15 protein-coding genes are annotated in these 18097 nt (G+C 65.3%); 12 read left to right on the forward strand and 3 right to left on the reverse strand.

Annotated features, from left to right (window positions below):
• Window positions 1–114: 114 nt before the first annotated feature.
• The 8 genes from rsmB (at window position 115) to E8M83_RS01320 (ending at window position 8381) form a co-directional block, all read left to right on the forward strand.
• A complete protein-coding gene (rsmB, locus tag E8M83_RS01285; RefSeq protein ID WP_229491377.1) occupies window positions 115–1647 on the forward strand; it encodes a 16S rRNA (cytosine(967)-C(5))-methyltransferase RsmB in 1533 nt (510 codons plus the stop codon).
• A 43-nt stretch (window positions 1648–1690) separates the two neighbouring features.
• Window positions 1691–2266: a DUF4390 domain-containing protein gene (locus E8M83_RS01290; RefSeq protein WP_137171589.1), complete on the forward strand. Its 576-nt coding sequence runs from the start codon at window positions 1691–1693 to the stop codon at window positions 2264–2266.
• Window positions 2256–4577 (forward strand): ATP-binding protein, encoded by a 2322-nt coding sequence (locus tag E8M83_RS01295; RefSeq protein WP_137171590.1) that lies wholly within the window; start codon window positions 2256–2258, stop codon window positions 4575–4577. Before E8M83_RS01290 ends, E8M83_RS01295 begins: the two co-directional genes overlap by 11 nt.
• Before the next feature lie 61 nt (window positions 4578–4638).
• Window positions 4639–5409 carry a response regulator gene (locus E8M83_RS01300; protein WP_137171591.1) on the forward strand — a complete coding sequence of 257 codons (771 nt, stop codon included), beginning with the start codon at window positions 4639–4641 and terminating at the stop codon, window positions 5407–5409.
• Window positions 5409–5822 (forward strand): GTPase, encoded by a 414-nt coding sequence (locus E8M83_RS01305; protein ID WP_170976648.1) that lies wholly within the window; start codon window positions 5409–5411, stop codon window positions 5820–5822. The genes E8M83_RS01300 and E8M83_RS01305 overlap by 1 nt, the downstream gene beginning before the upstream one ends.
• A 115-nt stretch (window positions 5823–5937) precedes the next feature.
• On the forward strand, window positions 5938–6195 hold the full coding sequence (locus E8M83_RS01310; RefSeq protein WP_137171593.1) for a DUF3567 domain-containing protein: 258 nt from the start codon (window positions 5938–5940) through the stop codon (window positions 6193–6195).
• 72 nt (window positions 6196–6267) lie between these two features.
• Window positions 6268–7032, forward strand: a complete 765-nt coding sequence (locus E8M83_RS01315; RefSeq protein ID WP_137171594.1) for a class II glutamine amidotransferase — start codon at window positions 6268–6270, stop codon at window positions 7030–7032.
• Window positions 7033–7103: 71 nt separating this feature from the next.
• Window positions 7104–8381, forward strand: coding sequence for an EAL and HDOD domain-containing protein (locus E8M83_RS01320; RefSeq protein ID WP_137171595.1), 1278 nt, complete (start codon window positions 7104–7106; stop codon window positions 8379–8381).
• A gap of 55 nt (window positions 8382–8436) precedes the next feature.
• On the opposite strand, the gene metH is transcribed toward E8M83_RS01320, so the two are convergent.
• A complete protein-coding gene (gene metH, locus E8M83_RS01325) occupies window positions 8437–12204 on the reverse strand; it encodes a methionine synthase (protein WP_137171596.1) in 3768 nt (1255 codons plus the stop codon).
• A gap of 240 nt (window positions 12205–12444) precedes the next feature.
• Here metH and E8M83_RS01330 point away from each other — a divergent pair, with 240 nt between their 5' ends.
• Window positions 12445–12681: a BrnA antitoxin family protein gene (locus E8M83_RS01330; RefSeq protein WP_229491378.1), complete on the forward strand. Its 237-nt coding sequence runs from the start codon at window positions 12445–12447 to the stop codon at window positions 12679–12681.
• A 106-nt stretch (window positions 12682–12787) separates the two neighbouring features.
• Here the strand turns inward: E8M83_RS01330 and fmt are convergent, their stop codons facing one another.
• On the reverse strand, window positions 12788–13735 hold the full coding sequence (gene fmt / locus E8M83_RS01335; RefSeq protein WP_137171597.1) for a methionyl-tRNA formyltransferase: 948 nt from the start codon (window positions 13733–13735) through the stop codon (window positions 12788–12790).
• Between the two features lie 5 nt (window positions 13736–13740).
• Window positions 13741–14280, reverse strand: a complete 540-nt coding sequence (gene def, locus E8M83_RS01340; RefSeq protein WP_137171598.1) for a peptide deformylase — start codon at window positions 14278–14280, stop codon at window positions 13741–13743.
• 301 nt (window positions 14281–14581) lie between these two features.
• On the opposite strand from def, the gene E8M83_RS01345 reads away from it, so the two are divergent.
• The 3 genes from E8M83_RS01345 to E8M83_RS01355 all read left to right on the forward strand — a co-directional run bounded on the left by E8M83_RS01345 (window position 14582) and on the right by E8M83_RS01355 (window position 17683).
• Complete coding sequence (locus E8M83_RS01345) at window positions 14582–15706, forward strand: LysM peptidoglycan-binding domain-containing protein (protein WP_137171599.1); 1125 nt, start codon at window positions 14582–14584, stop codon at window positions 15704–15706.
• An 8-nt stretch (window positions 15707–15714) separates the two neighbouring features.
• Window positions 15715–16851: a DNA-processing protein DprA gene (gene dprA, locus E8M83_RS01350; protein ID WP_137171600.1), complete on the forward strand. Its 1137-nt coding sequence runs from the start codon at window positions 15715–15717 to the stop codon at window positions 16849–16851.
• 373 nt (window positions 16852–17224) lie between these two features.
• Complete coding sequence (locus E8M83_RS01355; protein WP_137171601.1) at window positions 17225–17683, forward strand: DUF494 family protein; 459 nt, start codon at window positions 17225–17227, stop codon at window positions 17681–17683.
• The last annotated feature ends 414 nt before the right edge of the window (window positions 17684–18097 follow it).

Below are 18097 nucleotides of genomic sequence, written 5' to 3' on the forward strand. Positions count from 1 at the left end.
GCCACGCTTTGGCTGGCCACGGCGTTCGCGCTTGGCGGTCCGACAACCATATTAAGCGTCGCCAAAGGCATAACCGTTACAATGGGAGCCCATTTTCGCAACATTTTATTCGCCATGACTGACAAGCGTCCAACGCTCTCCCTGAAACCCAAGGCCAGGCCGGCCGCCGACCGCCGCGCCACGGGCGCGGTAGGCCGCAATCCGGGGCAGGGCGGCCAGGGCGCCGCAGGTCGTGGCAGCGGCAAGCCGGGACCGGCCGCATCGGGCCAGCCGCGCCCGGCGCGTGAGGAACCGCGCCTGCGCCAGAGCCATGAGGTCAAGGTTGCCCCCCAGCGCGACTACCGGCCCGACCTCAAGACCGATTCGCTGGCGCTGGCCCTGCTGGGCGCCGCCAGTGCGGTGGCCCGCGTGCGCGGCGGCAGCGCCCTGCCGCAGGCCCTGGCCGCCGTGTTCGCGTCGTACGACGCCACGCCCCAGGCGCGCGGCGCGATCCAGGACATCGCCTACCGCACCATGCGCCAGCTGGGCCGCAGCGAGACCCTGCTGGGCCTGATGACGAGCAAGGCGCCCGAGCCGCCGATGCTGGGCGGCCTGTTGTGCGCGGCCCTGTCCCTGCTCGATCCGCCCGAGGGCCAGCCGGCGCCCTATGAGGCATTTACCGTGGTCGACCAGGCCGTCGGCGCGGCCGCGGCCCACCCCGATTTTGCCCATGCCAAGGCGATGGTCAATGCCGTGCTGCGGCGTTTCTTGCGCGAGCGCGAGGCGCTGGTCGAACAGGCGCTGCGCGAGCCGCTGGCGCGCTTCAATTACCCGCAGTGGTGGATCGACACCACGCGCGCGGCCTATCCGCGCGACTGGGAAGCCGTGCTCGCGGCCGGCAATGCGCATCCGCCATTGACCCTGCGTGTCAACGCGCGCAAGAGCGATGTTGGCGCTTACTTGCAGACCCTGGGCGACGCCGGCCTGCAGGCCGAGCAGGTGGGGCCAAACGCGGTGCGCCTGGCCCAGGCCATCAACGTGGCCCAGATCCCGGGCTTTGCCGATGGCGTGGTGTCGGTGCAGGATGCCGGCGCCCAACTGGCGGCGCCACTGCTCGACCTCAAGGACGGCATGCGCGTGCTGGACGCCTGCGCCGCCCCCGGCGGCAAGAGCGGCCATATCCTGGAAAGCGCCGACGTGCAACTGACCTCGGTCGACACCGATCCGGCGCGCCTGGCGCGGGTGGGCGATAACCTGGGCCGCCTGGGTCTCGAGGCGACCTTGCTGGCAGCCGACGCCGGCAGCCGCGACTGGTGGGATGGCGTCCAGTACGACCGCATCCTGGCCGATGTGCCGTGCACCGCCTCGGGCATCGTGCGCCGCCACCCGGATATCCGCTGGCTGCGCCGCAAGTCGGATACATCCCAACTTGCAACACTTTCTTCCAAAATACTCGACAATCTTTGGCAGATGTTGCTGCCCGATGGTAAATTGCTGTTCGTGACATGTTCGCTCTGGCCCCAGGAATCGGAGGCGCAGGCAGCCGCTTTCGCGGCTCGCCATGACGCGGTCCGCCTCGACGCGCCAGGCCAACTCCTGCCGCTCGGCGGCGCCGGACAGGATCATGACGGTTTGTTCTACGCCCTGTTCCAGAAGAAAGCGGCGTAAGTTCTTTGACACTACGCGCATTTTTTAAGGCCCCGGCTCACCCGTGACGTTACGATTTCTACGCCTCCTCGCCTGCCAGCTGATGCTGGCGATCGCGTGCGTTGCTGCGTGCGTACCGGCGCGGGCGGCCGACGGGATCGAGATCGCCCGGGCCGCCATCGAAGCCAGCGACGATGGCTACCGGCTCAACACGGTCTACGATTTCGAGCTCAATAGCGGCCTGCGCGATGCGCTCCAGCACGGCGTGCAACTGCATTTCACCACCGAGATCGAGCTGGTGCGCCCGCGCTGGTGGTGGCGCGACGAGCGCGCGGTTTCGAGCAAGCGCACCATCCGCATTTCCTACGACGTGCTCACGCGCCAGTATTACGTGACCGTGGTCGGCTCCTTCCAGGAGCGCTTCCAGACCTTCGAGGACGCCATGTTCATGGTGCGCCGGCCGACGCGCTGGCTGATCGCGCCCAAGGGCAAGCTCAAGCCGGGCGAGGAGTATGAAGTCTCGCTGCGTATGTACATGGACCGCGAATACCTGCAGAAACCGCTGCAGGTCAACGCCTTCAACGATTCCGACTGGCGCCTGACTTCCAGCCGGAAGACCTTCATCTACCGTGCGGAGTAAACCGGACAACCAGGTCTTGCGCTACGCCCTGATGGTGGGCGGCGCCATGGTGTCGATCCTGCTGTTCCTGCTTGCCTCGGCCTCGGCCAATTCCGAATTCCTGGGCCGCTACTACGGCTGGCTGATCGGCCTGAACGGCGCGGTGGCCTTCGTGCTGCTGGTGTTCGTAGTGGTCGCCCTCGGCCGCCTGTATTCGCGCTACAAGGCCGGCAAGTTCGGCTCGCGCCTGATGGCGCGGCTGGTGCTGCTGTTCGCCGGCATCGGCATCCTGCCTGGCCTCGTCATCTTCATGGTGTCGGTCAATTTCGTCTCGCATTCGATCGACTCCTGGTTCGACGTCAAGATCGAGTCGGCCATCGAATCGGGCCTGAACCTGGGCCGCGCGGCGCTCGACGAATCGCTGGCCGAATTGGGCGCCACCGCGCAAACTGCCGCCGCGACCCTGGCCGGCCAGGGCGACATGAGCGCGCAACCGGTGCTGGCGCGCCTGCTGGCCGACACCAGCGGCCTGCAAAGCGCGATGCTGGTCGACGAGAAAGGCGCGGTGCTGGCCGCCGCCCTCGAAGACCGCGGCACCAACCTCGCGGCCGACGCTCCCAATGAACGCATGCTGCGCAGCGCCGCGATGCCGGGCGGGTATGCGCTGGCCGAGGGCGGCGTCGACCGCGACCTGAATGAAGAAGCGCTCGATGGCGTCTCGAGCGCGCTGGACGCCGTCACCGGCCTGCGCCTGCGCGTGGTGCTGGCCGTACCCGAGCCGCCCGGCGCGCCGCCGCGCTACCTGCAGCTGCTGCAGTCGGTGCCGGTCAACCTGGCTTCGAATGCCGAGGTGCTGCGTTCGGCCTACAGCGAATACCGGCTGCGCCTGGAAGCGCGCACGGGCCTGCGCAAGATGTATATCGGGATGCTGTCCCTGACCCTGCTGCTGGCGATCTTCGGCGCGGTCGGCAGCGCCTTCCTCATCGCCGGCAACCTGGCGCAGCCGCTCCTGGTGCTGGCCGAGGGCACGCAAGCGGTGGCCGAGGGAGATTTGTCGCCGAGGCCGATCGTCGAGACGCGCGACGAACTGGGGACCTTGACGCAATCGTTCAATGCGATGACCGGCCAGCTGTTCGAAGCGCGCAGCGCGGTCGAACGCAACCGCGCCGCGCTGCAAAGCGCCAAGGCCCACCTGGAGTCGGTGCTGGCGAATATGTCGGCCGGCGTGATCGTGCTCGACGCCGAGGGCCTGGTGGTGAACTCGAACGACGCGGCCTATCGGATCCTGCAGGTCGAGCCGGGCGCGATGGCCGGGCCGCTGGCGAAGATACCGGGCCTGGAACACTTCTCGAACTGCATCACGCGCGCCTTCTCGGCCCAGAGCGCGCACTCGGCCGCCGAGCGGCGCAAGCGCGCCCACTGGCAGCAGCAGATCGAGATCCCGCGCGACGCCCACCGCAAGGCCGGGGGCGACGACCATGACCACGACATTGTCCTGCTGGCGCGCGGCTCGCGCCTGCCGGTGGGCGCCGACAGTGGCTTCATCGTCGTGTTCGACGATATCTCCGACGTGATCACGGCCCAGCGTTCGGTGGCCTGGGGCGAGGTCGCGCGGCGCCTGGCGCACGAGATCAAGAACCCGCTCACGCCGATCCAGCTGGCGGCCGAGCGCATGCAGATGAAGCTCGAGGACAGCCTGCCGCCGAAAGAGGCCGAGCTGCTCAAGCGCGGCACCACCACCATCGTCAACCAGGTCGACGCCATGAAGCGCATGGTCGACGACTTCCGCGACTACGCGCGCACGCCGCCGGCCACGCTCGACCAGCTCGACCTGAACGCCCTGATCGGCGAGATCCTGAACCTCTACCTGGCCGAGGACGGCCACGACATCATCCATGCCAGCCTGGCGCCCAACCTGCCGCGCGTGATGGGCGACGCCACCCAGCTGCGCCAGGTGATCCACAACCTGGTGCAGAACGCCCAGGATGCGCTGGTCGAGCGTGGCCCCGACGCCCCGCCGCCGCGGGTGGACGTGAGCACCGAGGCGATCCACTACACCGGCGCCGATGGCCTGCAGGGCGTCGCGGTGCGCCTGGCCATCGTCGACAACGGCCCCGGTTTTGCGCCGCGCATCCTGGCGCGTGCCTTCGAGCCCTACATCACCACCAAGGCCCGCGGCACCGGCCTGGGACTGCCCATGGTCAAGAAGATCGTGGACGAACACGGCGGCCGGATCGACGTCGGCAACCGCCCCGATGGATCTGGCGCGGCGGTGTCGATTTTGCTGTTAAAGTTAGCCCCAGCCTCGGCCCCATCAGGAAACTTGGCTTAAGTGCAAAAAAACTTATAAAATTGCACACATGACGGGTAGAAGATCAGGAAGGTAGAAAACGATGGCGAACATACTCGTAGTTGACGATGAAATGGGCATCCGCGAACTCCTGTCGGAGATTCTCGGCGACGAAGGCCATGCCATCACCCTGGCCGAGAACGCGCAGCAGGCGCGCGAGGCGCGTGCGGCCGCGACGCCAGACCTGGTGCTGCTCGATATCTGGATGCCAGATACCGACGGCGTGACCCTGCTCAAGGAATGGCAGCGCGATGGCCTGCTCTCCATGCCGGTCATCATGATGTCGGGCCATGCGACCATCGACACCGCGGTCGAGGCGACCCGCATCGGGGCACTCAATTTCCTCGAAAAGCCGATCGCCCTGCAAAAGCTGCTCAAGGCGGTCCAGCAGGGCCTGACCCGCGCGCAAGAAGTGGCGCGCGCCCCAATGGCGCCGCCGCGCCCGATCGCGCCAAGCGCGCCGCCGGTGGCGAACGACGCCGGCATCGCCGCGATCGCCGCACCCGGCGCGCCGATGTTCGCGCCGCCCGGTGTCCAGCCGGGCGCCGGCATGGGCGTGGGCCTGGGCAATGGTTCACGCATGGTGCATGCGGTATCGCAAGGCGAGGGCACCGGCTACACACTGTCTTTCGACCTGCCGCTGCGCGAGGCGCGTGACGCCTTCGAGCGCATGTATTTCGAGCACCACCTGGGCCGCGAAGGCGGCAGCATGACGCGCGTGGCCGAAAAGACCGGCCTCGAGCGCACCCACCTGTACCGCAAGCTCAAGCAGCTGGGCGTCGAACCGGGCAAGCTCTCCAAGAAAGGGGGCTGATGGCCCGCGCGGCCACCGTCCTCGTTCCAGGGGCCAGCGCCGCCGTACGCGAACAGGCGATCGCGGCGCTGCTGGCCACGCCTCCTGCCAAGGTCTCCGCTACGCCTGTCCCTCCAGGCACGGCGCAGGCGCCTGCACGGGCATTCGACGCGGTCATCCTCGAAGGCCTGGGCGTGGCCGCCACGCCGCTCGAATCCGGTCCCGGCCTGCAAGTGGTGCGCATCGCCCCCGGTTGCCTGTGCTGCGACGGCAATCTCGTTTTGCGTGTAACATTGAATCGACTGCTACGCCAACGCCCGCAACGTCTGTACATCGGCCTGGCGAGCAGCGAACACCTTGATCAGTTGCGATCGTGGCTTGCAGCGCCGCCATACGATCAGCTGTTGGCCCTGGACCCGACCGTGCATGCGTAGGTAGCAGCCGGTCTTGAAATCGGTTCGGACAGCCCCACCTCTGAAGCGAAGTGAACAGCCTGCCGTACGCCGCCATGCGGCAGGGTTGCACTAATTTCTGATCGAAGGAGTCATCATGAACATGATCTATAACAGCGAACAGTACAGCGTCGTCGAGTTCGGCGTCGACCGTGAACTCGAAGCGCTGCGATTTGGCGGCTTCGAGATCGTCGACAAGGCCGGCCGGCGCGAGGCCTTCATCGGCGGCCGCCTCGCGCAATCGTTCCGGCGCGACGTCAACAACCTGATTGCCAGCGAACCGACGATGGAAGAAATCGATGACTTCCTGGGCTCGTATGACGTCATCATGAGCCAGCCGGTGGTCCTGCACTAAGGTTCTTCAGCGCCATGGCTCCTCGAAGCAATGGCGCTGTCGTACCGGCTTCGGCATGGTAAGCTGCGCGCCATGTGCCAGCTACTCGGAATGAACTGCAATGTCCCTACCGACATTGTCTTCTCTTTTACCGGCTTCGCCCACCGCGGCGGCCGCACCGACACCCACCACGACGGCTGGGGAATCGCCTTCTTCGAAGGCCGCGGCGTACGCCATTTCGTCGACCACCAGGCCGCCATCGCCTCGCCGATCGCCGAACTGATCAAGCGCTATCCGATCAAGTCCACCAACGTCATCGCCCATATCCGCAAGGCCACCGTCGGCCATGTGGCGCTGGAAAACTGCCATCCCTTCGTGCGCGAGCTGTGGGGCCGCTACTGGGTATTCGCCCACAACGGCGACCTCAAGGAGTTCGCGCCCGTGCTCGATGGGCCGTATCGCCCGGCCGGCAGCACCGACAGCGAGCTGGCGTTCTGCTACCTGCTGCAAAGCCTGCGCCGCGAGTTCGGCGATACCGCGCCTGGCCGCGACGCCTTGCGCGCCCCCCTCGAGCGCATCATTCCCGGCATCGCCGCCCACGGCACCTTCAATATGATGCTGTCCGACGGCACGGCGCTGTTCACCCATTGCTCGACCAAGCTGTGCTACGTGGTGCGCAAGTATCCGTTCGTGACGGCCTGCCTGTCCGACGAAGACCTGTCGGTCGATTTTTCGCAGGTGACCACGCCCGACGACCGGGTGGCGATCATCGTCACCGAGCCGCTGACCACGAACGAGGAGTGGACCCATTTCGCGCCGGGCGAGCTCAAGGTATTCGTGGACGGATTGCCGCAATAAATTAGTGCCAAGAAGACACATGCCGAGGTGGATGCGGTAAAGTAGCCTGTTGACGCGAGAATGAGAACGAGATGACCGATACCGCCAGCCTCGACGAGGCCTCCCAGCCGCTACGCATGCGTAATTTCTACCTTGCGCGCCAGCCGGTGCTGGACCGACACCAGGCGTTGTACGGTTATGAGCTTCTGTTCCGCGGCAGCGCCCAGGGCCCGGCCCATTTCGATTCGGGCCTGTCGGCCAGCGCCAGCGTCATCCACCATGCTTCCCAGCTCGGTCTGCCGCGCGCGATCGGCGACGCCACCGCCTTCATCAACGTCGACAAGGACGTCTTGATGAGCGATATGTTCGCCTTCCTGCCGCGCGAGCGCACGGTGCTCGAGATCGTCAGCTCGGTCGAGCCCGACGACGAGGTCATCGAACGCATGCGCGCCCTGTGCGCGCACGGTTTCCGCTTCGCGGCCGAGGCGGCGGCCCACGGACCGGCACTATCGCGCCTGCTGCCGGTGATCGAATTCGTCAAGATGGACCTGCGCGCGTTGCCGGCCGTGACGATGCTGTCGCTGGCGCCGCGCCTGCGCACCACGGGCAAGCGGCTGGTGGCCGAGAAGGTCGAGAGCCATGCCGAATACCGCACCTGCCTCGACATCGGCTTCGACTACTTCCAGGGCTATTATTTCGCCAAGCCGTCGGTCATGGCCGGCAGCAAGCTGTCGCCATCGCAGCTGACTGTGCTCGAGCTGATGAAGCTGGTGACCTCGGATGCCGACAATGCCGAGATCGAGCGCGTGGTCAAGCGCGAGGTGACGATCGGCCTGAACCTGCTGCGCCTGGTGAACACGCCGGCGGTGGGGGCGGGACGACGCATCGAATCGATCGGCCAGGCCCTGACCCTGCTGGGCCGGCGCCAGCTGCAGCGCTGGCTGCAGATCCTGCTGTATGCCGAGCCGGACGTGCGCGGCCACGGCCAGAGCCCGCTCTTGCTGCTGGCCACCACGCGCGCGCGCCTGATGGAACTCCTGGCCCAGCGCCTGCGTCCCGGCCAGAAGAACGTCGCCGACGTCGCCTTCACGGTCGGCATGATGTCGTTGATGGACACGCTGTTCTGCATGCCGATGATGGACATCGTCGAGCAGATCCCCGTGATCGACGAAGTGCGCGCCGCGCTGGTGCAGCGCAGCGGCTTCTTCGGCGAGCTGCTCAAGCTGGCCGAATCGATCGAGCGCATGGACGACGAGGGCGACGAGCTGCTGGCGGGGCTCAAGACGCTGTCGATGGATGGCGACGACCTGGCCGAGCTCGAGGTGTCGGCGTTCGAGTGGAGCGACAAGGTGGTGCGCTACGCGATCTGATTCGCGATCTGCACACAAAAAAACGCCGCGAATGTTCGCGGCGTTTTTTATTGGATCAGAGGTTTGGCGCCAGGTGGCGTTCGACTTCCGCCTTGTCCATCCCGCGCCGCTCGGCCATGTCCTCGACCTGGTCGTTGCCGATCTTGCCGACCACGAAATACTTCGACTCGGGGTGCGCGAAGTAGAAGCCCGACACCGCCGCGCCCGGATACATGGCATACGATTCGGTCAGCTCCATGCCGATCTCGTCGGCCTGCAGGGTGCGGAACACGTCGGCCTTGACCGTGTGCTCGGGGCAGGCCGGATAGCCCGGCGCTGGACGGATGCCCTGGTACTGTTCGGCGATCATCGCCTCGTTCGACAGGTCTTCGTTCGCCGCATAGCCCCACAGGTCGGTGCGCACGCGCTCGTGCATGTATTCGGCGAAGGCTTCGGCCAGGCGGTCGGCCAGCGACTTGAGCATGATCGACGAGTAGTCGTCATGCGCTGCCTCGAAGCGCTGCTCGTGCTTCTCGATGCCCAGGCCGGCCGTCACGGCGAACATGCCGATATAGTCCGGGATGCCGCTGTCCTTCGGCGCGATGAAGTCGGCCAGGCACTGGTTGGGGCGCTGCACGCCATCGACCACCGGCTTGACGCCTTGCTGGCGCAGGCCGTAATAGGTGAAGGCGACCTGTTCGCGCGATTCGTCGGTATACACCTCGATATCGTCGTCATTGACCGTGTTGGCCGGCAGCAGGGCGATCGCGCCGTTGGCCGACAGCCAGCGGCCCTCGATGATCTTCTTGAGCATGGCCTGGCCTTCGGCGTACACGCGGCTGGCGGCTTCGCCCACCACCTCGTCGGTGAGGATGGCGGGGAAGGGGCCGGCCAGGTCCCAGGTCTGGAAGAACGGGCCCCAGTCGATGTAGCGCGCGATCAGGCCCAGGTCGACGTTCTTGAAGATGCGGCGGCCGATGAACTTCGGCTTGACCGGGGCGTACGCGAGCCTGGCCTTGTTGGCGCGCGCCTGTTCCAGGGTCAGCATCGGCAGCGCCTTCTTGCCGGCGTGCTGGATGCGGATGCGCTCGTAGTCCTGGGCCAGTTCGATGATGTAGGCGTCGCGGGTGTCGTCGGTCACCAGCGCCTGGCCGACCGAGACCGAGCGCGAGGCGTCCGGCACGTAGACTACCGGGCCGTCGTAGTGCGGCGCGATCTTGACCGCGGTGTGGGCGCGGCTGGTGGTGGCGCCGCCGATCAGCAGCGGCACCTGGCGCTCGCGGAACCACGGGTCGCGCTGCATCTCGCGCGCGACGTGCGCCATTTCCTCGAGCGACGGCGTGATCAGGCCCGACAGGCCGACCATGTCGGCGTTTTCTTCTTTCGCTTTCGCCAGGATGTCGGCGCAGGGCACCATCACGCCCATGTTCACGATCTCGAAGTTATTGCACTGCAGGACCACCGAGACGATGTTCTTGCCGATGTCGTGCACGTCGCCCTTGACGGTGGCGATCACCATCTTGCCCTTCGGCTTGGCGACGATGCCGGTACGCGCTTCCTCGAGTGCCTTTTCTTCTTCGATGAACGGCACCAGGTGCGCCACGGCCTGCTTCATCACGCGCGCCGATTTCACGACCTGGGGCAGGAACATCTTGCCCTGGCCGAACAGGTCGCCGACGATGTTCATGCCGTCCATCAGTGGGCCTTCGATCACGTGGATCGGACGGCCCTTGGCGGCCAGCACCTGCTGGCGCATCTCTTCGGTGTCTTCGACGATCCACTGCGTGATGCCGTGCACCAGCGCATGCGCCAGGCGCTTCTCGACCGGCGAGTTACGCCACTCGAGGTTCTGTTCCTGTTTCGCGCCGCCGGCTTTCAGGGTGCCGGCCAATTCGATCATGCGCTCGGTCGCGTCCTTGCGGCGATTGAGCACGACGTCTTCGACGCGCTCGCGCAGTTCCGGGTTCAGGTCGTCGTAGACGCCGACCATGCCGGCGTTGACGATGCCCATCGTGAGGCCGGCCTTGATCGCGTGGTACAGGAACACGGTGTGGATCGCCTCGCGTGCCGGGTCGTTGCCGCGGAAGCTGAACGAGACATTCGACACGCCGCCCGAGATCTTCGCGTGCGGCAGGTTGTCACGGATCCAGGCGCAGGCCTCGATGAAGTCGTTGGCGTAGTTGTCGTGCTCTTCGATGCCGGTGGCAATGGCGAAGATGTTCGGGTCGAAGATGATATCTTCGGGCGGGAAACCCACCTGTTCGGTCAGCACCTTGTAGGCGCGTTCGCAGATCTCGATCTTGCGCGCGAAGGTGTCGGCCTGGCCTTGTTCGTCGAAGGCCATCACGATCACGGCGGCGCCGTAGCGCCGGCACAAGACCGCCTGCCGGATGAATTCATCCAGGCCTTCCTTCATCGAGATCGAGTTGACGATGGCCTTGCCCTGCACGCACTTGAGGCCCGCCTCGATCACCGACCATTTGGACGAGTCGATCATCACCGGCACGCGCGAGATGTCGGGTTCCGAGGCGATCAGGTTCAGGAAGCGCGTCATGGCCGCCTGCGAATCGAGCATCGCTTCGTCCATATTGATGTCGATGACCTGGGCGCCGTTCTCGACCTGCTGGCGCGCGACCGACAGCGCCTCGTCGAACTGCTCGTTCAGGATCATGCGCGCAAACGCCTTCGAGCCGGTGACATTGGTGCGTTCGCCAACGTTGACGAACAGCGACGACTCGTCGATGGTGAACGGCTCCAGGCCCGACAGGCGCATCGCGACCGGCACCTCGGGCACCTGGCGCGGTGTCTGCGTTTCGAGGATCTTCGCGATCGCCGCGATGTGCTCCGGCGTGGTGCCGCAGCAGCCGCCGGCGATGTTGATGAAGCCGGCGTCGGCGAATTCGCGCAGCAGGGCCGAGGTGTCGGCCGGCAGTTCGTCGAAGCCGGTATCGCTCATCGGGTTGGGCAGGCCGGCGTTCGGGTAGATGCAGACAAAGGTATCGGCGATCTGCGACAGCTCTTGCGCATAAGGGCGCATCAGCGCTGCGCCGAGCGCGCAATTGAGGCCAATCGTCAGTGGCTTGGCATGGCGCACCGAGTTCCAGAAGGCCGGCACGGTCTGGCCCGACAGGATGCGGCCCGAGGCGTCGGTGACGGTGCCCGAGATCATCAGCGGCAGGCGCGGGGTGTCGGGATGCTCGTCGAAATACTGGTCGATCGCGAACAGCGCCGCCTTGCAGTTCAGGGTGTCGAAGATGGTCTCGACCAGCAGCAGGTCGGCGCCGCCGTCGACCAGGCCGCGCACTTGCTCGTGGTAGGACGCGACCAGCTGGTCGAAGGTGACGTTGCGCGCCGCCGGGTCGTTCACGTCCGGCGAGATCGAGGCGGTCTTCGGGGTTGGCCCCAAAGCTCCTGCGACGAAGCGCGGCTTATCTGGGGTTGAATATTTGTCGCAGGCGGCGCGCGCGAGCTTCGCGGCCTGGACGTTCATCTCGTAGGCCAGGTGGGCCATGTGGTAATCGTCCTGCGCCACGCCGGTGGCGCCGAAGGTGTTGGTCTCGAGCAGGTCGGCGCCGGCCGCCAGATAGCGTTCGTGGATTTCCTGGATCACCTGCGGCTGGGTGAGCGTCAGCAGCTCGTTATTCCCCTTCACGAACAGCTCGCGCTGGCCGGCGCCCTCGGGCGCGGCGAAGGTGGCGAAACGCTCGCCGCGATAGGCCGCTTCATCGAGCTTGTACTGCTGGATGATGGTGCCCATCGCGCCATCCAGGATCATGATGCGGCGCGCGAGGATGTCGCGCAGCTGGGTTTCGATCGGGGAGATGGCGTTCGGACGGGGGTTCATGATGGTGTATTTTCCGGGATGCGGCTTGACAGGCCGATTGACATTGGGCGGTCTACGATTATACGTCATGCGGCATGATTGGCCCGGCGTCGGACCTCTGTATGTATCCTTATGTATTCAAGTGCGCATGCGTTACATAGCGTTACATTTGGCAGGGTAGTTGCAATCTTTACGATACATGGCGAGACGACAATCAAGGTCCGCCTCCACGAGTGGCGAACGTAAAGATGGGATAACCGCATGAACAAAGAATACCAACCGGATTGGGATCAGCCTATGGACCGCAACCCGGAGCCAGCAATGTCGTCGAAGCCACAAGTCGCCAGCAACAATGGTGTGAAACAAATCGTCACGATCCGCCTGGATGTGGATATGCTTGAATGGTTCAAGGGCGCAGGTCCCGGCTACCAGACCCGCATCAACCAGGTGCTGCGTGAGCACATGGACGCCCAGCGTACTTCTTCGCAGGCCGAGTAAGTTCGATCGAATGGCGTCCTTGCGACGCAATTTTTCTGTCGGTGCGTGAACGCCTTCCCGTTGCGACGACGTTCATGAAATCGACTTCAACAGCGCGGCGGGGGCGTCAGGAGAATGTCGATCCCGCCAGCGGGAATCCTTTCAGGAACTCCCCCGCCTTCAGGCGCTTGCCACCCGGTTTTTGCAACTCGGTCACACGCAAAGCGCCCTGGCCGCAAGCGACCACGATCCCATCCGCATCGGCCTGCAGCACCTGTCCCGGCGCGCCGCGCCCATTGACCGGCTCGGCGAACCAGAATTTCACCGCCACGCCCTCCGCCAACCCATTCGCGCCAGGGAAGGGATTGAAGGCGCGCACCTTGCGCGCCAGGTCTTCGGCCGGCAGGCTGAAATCGAGCTTGGCTTCTTCCTTGCCGATCTTGGCGGCATAGGTCACGCCTTCGTCGGGCTGCGGCACGGCCGTCAATTCCCCCGCTTCCATCTTGCGCAGCGCCTCGACGATCATGCGGCCGCCCAGCGCGGCAAGCTTGTCGTGCAGGCTGCCGGTGGTGTCGCCCGCTTCGATCGGCAAGCGTTCGATGGTCAGCATCGGGCCCGTATCGAGGCCTTCTTCCATCTCCATGATGGTCACGCCGGTCTCCTGGTCGCCCGACTCGATCGCGCGGTGGATCGGCGCAGCACCGCGCCAGCGCGGCAGCAGCGAACCGTGGATATTGATGCAGGGATGGATGTCGAGCGTGCTGCGCGGCAGGATCAGGCCATAGGCCGCGACCACCATCACGTCGTAATCGATCGACTGCAATTGCGCGTGCGCAGCGACTGCCTGGGCGGCGCGCTCGGGATCCCTGGCATCGGTGCGCAGCGACAGCGGCTGCGCCACCGGCATGCCGTGGGCCAGCGCATACTGCTTGACCGCGGACGCCTGCAACTGCATGCCGCGTCCGGCGGGGCGATCGGGCTGGGTCAGGACCAGGGGAATTTCGAAGCCGGCCTCGTGCAGGGCACGCAGGGCGACGGCGGCGAACTCGGGCGTACCGGCGAAGACGACTTTCATCGCGCTCAACGGCGGCCGGCGCGCTGGGCGTTGTCACGCGCCATGCCGCGTTCTTCCTTCTGCAGCTTGGCCTTGATGCGGTTGCGCTTGAGCGGCGACAGGTATTCGACAAACACCTTGCCCACCAGGTGATCCATCTCGTGCTGGATGCACACGGCCAGCAGGCCGTCGGCCTCGACCTCGAACGGCTTGCCGTCGACGTCGAAGGCGCTTACCTTGACCTTGGCCGGACGCTCGACGCCGTCATACACGCCGGGCACCGACAGGCAGCCTTCGTCGTAGACCAGTTTTTCGTCGCTGGCCCAGGTGATTTCAGGGTTGATGAAGACCATCAACTGCTCTTGGGCTTCGGTCACGTCGATGGTGACCACGCGCTCGTGCACGTCCACCTGGGTGGCGGCCAGGCCGACGCCGGGTGCGTCGTACATGGTTTCCGCCATGTCGGCCACCAGCTTGCGCAGGCGCTCGGTACCGAATTCGGTAACCGGCTTGGCAACCTTGTGCAGGCGCGGGTCGGGATAGCGGAGGATGTCGAGAAGGGCCATATCGGATCGAATTTCGGTGGAGTTGTCTAGGTTGAATGGGTACTTGGCAAGACGCAAACGTGGGACGCAAACTCGCCACACGCCCTGGTGCGCAGACCTCGGTTTGTCTTGCTAGTTCAGGGATTTGTGTGCAGAATTTGATTCTATACAGCAACCCTTCCGTGGGCGGGGAGCGGTACGTCGTGCTGTCTCTGGCTGCGGCTGGAGGGGATGACCGCACGCCCTGCCATGCCCAGTTTCAGATCGGCGTCGAATAATGGTTCAACACTGGTCTCAACGCCGTACTAAACGGACGTCTTCAATGAAAAATTTTAGCACAGTCGTGGCCCGTGCTGCTGCGGCGGCGTTGCTCGCATGCGCTGCCGGCGCCTCGGCCCAGGCCGCAACACCGGCGGCAGCCCCAGGCTGCAGCTTCCGCCAGGACGCGCCCGACAAGCACGTCGTGGTCAAGGGCGATACCCTTTGGGATATCTCGGGCGCCTTCTTGCGCAACCCCTGGTGCTGGCCCCAGGTCTGGGGCATGAACCGCGATGAAATCCGCAACCCGCATTGGATCTATCCGGGCCAGACCATCTGGTTCGACCGCGAGCGTGGCCGCCTGAGTTTGACGCGTCCCGGCGCCGGCCTGGACGCCGGCGACGGCCGCGGCGCACCACCGCTGACCCGCCTGTCGCCGCAAGTGCGCAGCGAAGGCCTGGGGCGCGACGCCGTGCCGGCGATCCCGGCCGGCGCCATCGAACCCTACCTGACCCAGCCGCTGGTGGTCGAGGCCGACGAGCTGGCCAGCGCCCCGCGCATCGCCGCCTCGCAGGAAGGCCGCGTCTACCTGGGCGAGGGCGACCGCGTCTATGTGCATGGCGCCTTGAATGGCGGCAGCGTGTTCCAGGTCTTCCGTCCCGGCACGCCGCTGACGGACCCGCAGACCGGCAAGGTCCTGGCGCACGAGGCCGCCTACCTGGGCACCGTCAAGCTGCTGACGCCGGCCGCCCCCGGCGTCGACGTACACACCTTCCAGGTCACCAACACCCTGCAAGAGATGGGCGTGGGCGACTTGCTGGTGCCGCAACCGCCGACCCCGGTGCGCAACTACGTGCCGCATGCGCCGCTGCAGGCGGTCGACGGGCGCGTGATGTCGATCTATTCCGGCGTCTCCTACGCCGGACAGAGCCAGGTCGTCACTGTCAACCGGGGCACGCTTGACGGACTCGATGTCGGCGCCGTGCTGCAGCTCTATCATCTCGGTAAGACTGTGGCCGATCCACAAAGCCGGGGCTTTTTGGGCCTGGGCCGGCAGCAGTTGAAACTGCCCGACGAGCAATACGGCAGCCTGTTCATCTTCCGCGTGTTCAAGAACGTCTCGTACGGCTTGGTCATGCAGGTGACGGCCCCGGTGCAGGTCGGCGACGTGGCCAAATCACCGGAGTAGAAACCGCCGTGCAGGACACGGAACCCCAGCCCAATCCAGTCGAGCGCGCCACCCTGATTGCCGACTGGCTGCGCCTGGAGCAGGCGGATGGGGTGGGGTGCCGCAGCGCGCATGCGCTGTTGTCCGTCTTCGGCTCGCCTGGCGCCATCTTCAGCGCCGGGCGAGCTGCCTTGTCTTCCCATGTTTCATCTGGCCAGGCGCAGGCCTTGTGCGCGCCGGCCACGTCCGAATTGACCGCCCTGGTCGAGGCCACCCTGGCCTGGCTGGCCCAGCCAGGCCACCACCTGATCACCTTCCACGATCCGCTCTATCCGGCCGCACTCGCCGAGATCCCCGATCCGCCGCTGCTGTTGTACGTGGCCGGCCGCATCGAAATGCTGGCGCGTCCGCTGGTGGCGGTGGTCGGCAGCCGCAACGCCAGCGTGCAGGGCAGGCTCGACGCCGAATCGTTTTCGGCGGCCCTGTCCGGCGCCGGCCTGTGCGTGGTCTCGGGGCTGGCGCTGGGCATCGACACCGCCGCCCACGAAGGCGCGCTGCGCGGGCCGGGCTCCACCATCGCGGTGGTTGGCACCGGCCTCGACCGCGTGTATCCGGCGCGTAACCGCGCGCTGGCCCATCGCATCGCCGAACACGGCTGCATCGTCAGCGAATATGCGCTCGGCACGCCGCCGCTGGCCGCCAACTTCCCGCGCCGCAATCGCGTGATCAGCGGCCTGGCGGCCGGCGTGCTGGTGATCGAGGCGGCGGCCCAGTCCGGTTCACTGATCACGGCCCAGATGGCGGCAGAGCAGGGCAGGGAAGTGTTCGCCTTGCCAGGCTCGATCCATTCCGCACTGGCCAAGGGCTGCCACCGCCTGATCCGCGATGGCGCGCAACTGGTCGAGACGGCAGATGAAGTGCTGCTGGCGATGAGTGTATCGCCACTCGCAAGCTTGACGCAGATCAAAGAAGACGCATCCGAGACCGCGGTCGAGGCAGATGCCGAGTTGCTGGATGCGATCGGCCATGAGCCGGTCGCGCTCGACGACTTATTACTGCGCATCGGGGGAGATACGAGCGAGCTCGGCAGTCGCTTGCTGGACCTGGAACTGGCGGGATTGATCGCGCAGTTGCCCGGCGGTAGGGTCCAACGCATATGGCATTAGAGAGCCTATCCCGGTAGATGGGAGTCGCTCCTGCCGCGCCTGGCAGGCGTGCGCTGCGTTGCTCGTCGTTGCATGGCTCGCCATGCGGCCTCCTCTCGCCTTGCTCACGCCCGCCATGCATCGCCATGAGCTTCCCCCCACCTACCGGCATAGGCTCTACGTGCTCCTGCAAATGGGCGAACTGGATGCACATTTAATAGATTAGATGTGCTTCAATAAGCAGAGTTTGCGAATTGTATGTTCTTGTTTTTAATCGTTTTTGGTAAGCTGGCCGATCGAACAAGGCTTCGATACAACGTTTTTTCCGTGAGGCAGTGCAGCAGGCGCGCTCTACTTGTGCCCGACAAAGTTTAGCTGCTACAGTAGCGTCACTATGTTCGACATCCTGGTCTATCTCTACGAGACGTACTACCGTCCCGACGCCTGCCCCGAGCCGGCAGCCCTGGCTCGCAAGCTGTCCGCCGTCGGCTTCGATGACATCGAAATCTCCGAAGCGCTCGACTGGCTGACGGGTCTCACCGATGCGCCGTTGCCCGAAACGATCGACGCTTCGACCGGTACCCGCTACTATGTGGACGAAGAATATATCGAGCTCGGCAGTGCTGCGATCGGCTTCATCGCCTTCCTCGAAAGCGCCAAGGTGCTGGGGCCCATCCAGCGCGAGATCGTCATCGAGCGCGCGCTGGCCTGTGACGAATCGCCTATCGCCTTGAGCAAGCTCAAGATCATCGTGTTGATGGTGCTCTGGAGCCAGGGCAAGGAACCGGATGCGCTGATGTTCGATGACCTGTTCAGCGACGACGACGAGCAGGAGCCGCGTTTGCTGCATTGAATAGCGTGCGCAGGCGTTGCGCAGATGGCGTTATGCTGTCACACGAAATAGACGGGGCTGATGCCCCGTTTTGCATGTGCGCCCAGCATGGGCGCACTCTTGTGGGTGAAAGTCCCGCCGCGAGCTGACCACAGTGAGCGAAGCGAAGCACAACTGCATGAGGGCGACCGAGTGTGGGGAGGAAGTGTGGAGCGAAACTGCGAGCCGATGGACAAGAATCGGATAAAAGGCGCTGCCGAGCAGGGCGAGCGGGCATGCAACCGCGAAGCTCTTGTGGTCAAGGCGAAGTGGCGTAGATCCGGCGGTTGTGCAGGGAAGGAGTGCGTTCTTACCCAATGGGATGGACGCCCCCACTCTACGGCATCAAATGTGCCAAAGTGGTAGTGTCGAACACCACCTGAACGAGAGGGAGCG

The organism is Massilia sp. HP4 (assembly GCF_005222695.1).
Lineage (GTDB): Bacteria > Pseudomonadota > Gammaproteobacteria > Burkholderiales > Burkholderiaceae_D > Telluria.

Excerpts from the sequence above, each read along its gene's own strand:
- E8M83_RS01320 (WP_137171595.1), top strand. The coding sequence starts at position 7,104 with ATGACCGATACCGCCAGCCTCGACGAGGCCTCCCAGCCGCTACGCATG.
- def (WP_137171598.1), bottom strand. The coding sequence starts at position 14,280 with ATGGCCCTTCTCGACATCCTCCGCTATCCCGACCCGCGCCTGCACAAG.
- E8M83_RS01355 (WP_137171601.1), top strand. The coding sequence starts at position 17,225 with ATGTTCGACATCCTGGTCTATCTCTACGAGACGTACTACCGTCCCGAC.
- fmt (WP_137171597.1), bottom strand. The coding sequence starts at position 13,735 with ATGAAAGTCGTCTTCGCCGGTACGCCCGAGTTCGCCGCCGTCGCCCTG.
- E8M83_RS01300 (WP_137171591.1), top strand. The coding sequence starts at position 4,639 with ATGGCGAACATACTCGTAGTTGACGATGAAATGGGCATCCGCGAACTC.
- E8M83_RS01305 (WP_170976648.1), top strand. The coding sequence starts at position 5,409 with ATGGCCCGCGCGGCCACCGTCCTCGTTCCAGGGGCCAGCGCCGCCGTA.
- rsmB (WP_229491377.1), top strand. The coding sequence starts at position 115 with ATGACTGACAAGCGTCCAACGCTCTCCCTGAAACCCAAGGCCAGGCCG.
- E8M83_RS01330 (WP_229491378.1), top strand. The coding sequence starts at position 12,445 with ATGAACAAAGAATACCAACCGGATTGGGATCAGCCTATGGACCGCAAC.
- E8M83_RS01315 (WP_137171594.1), top strand. The coding sequence starts at position 6,268 with ATGTGCCAGCTACTCGGAATGAACTGCAATGTCCCTACCGACATTGTC.
- E8M83_RS01345 (WP_137171599.1), top strand. The coding sequence starts at position 14,582 with ATGAAAAATTTTAGCACAGTCGTGGCCCGTGCTGCTGCGGCGGCGTTG.
- metH (WP_137171596.1), bottom strand. The coding sequence starts at position 12,204 with ATGAACCCCCGTCCGAACGCCATCTCCCCGATCGAAACCCAGCTGCGC.
- E8M83_RS01310 (WP_137171593.1), top strand. The coding sequence starts at position 5,938 with ATGAACATGATCTATAACAGCGAACAGTACAGCGTCGTCGAGTTCGGC.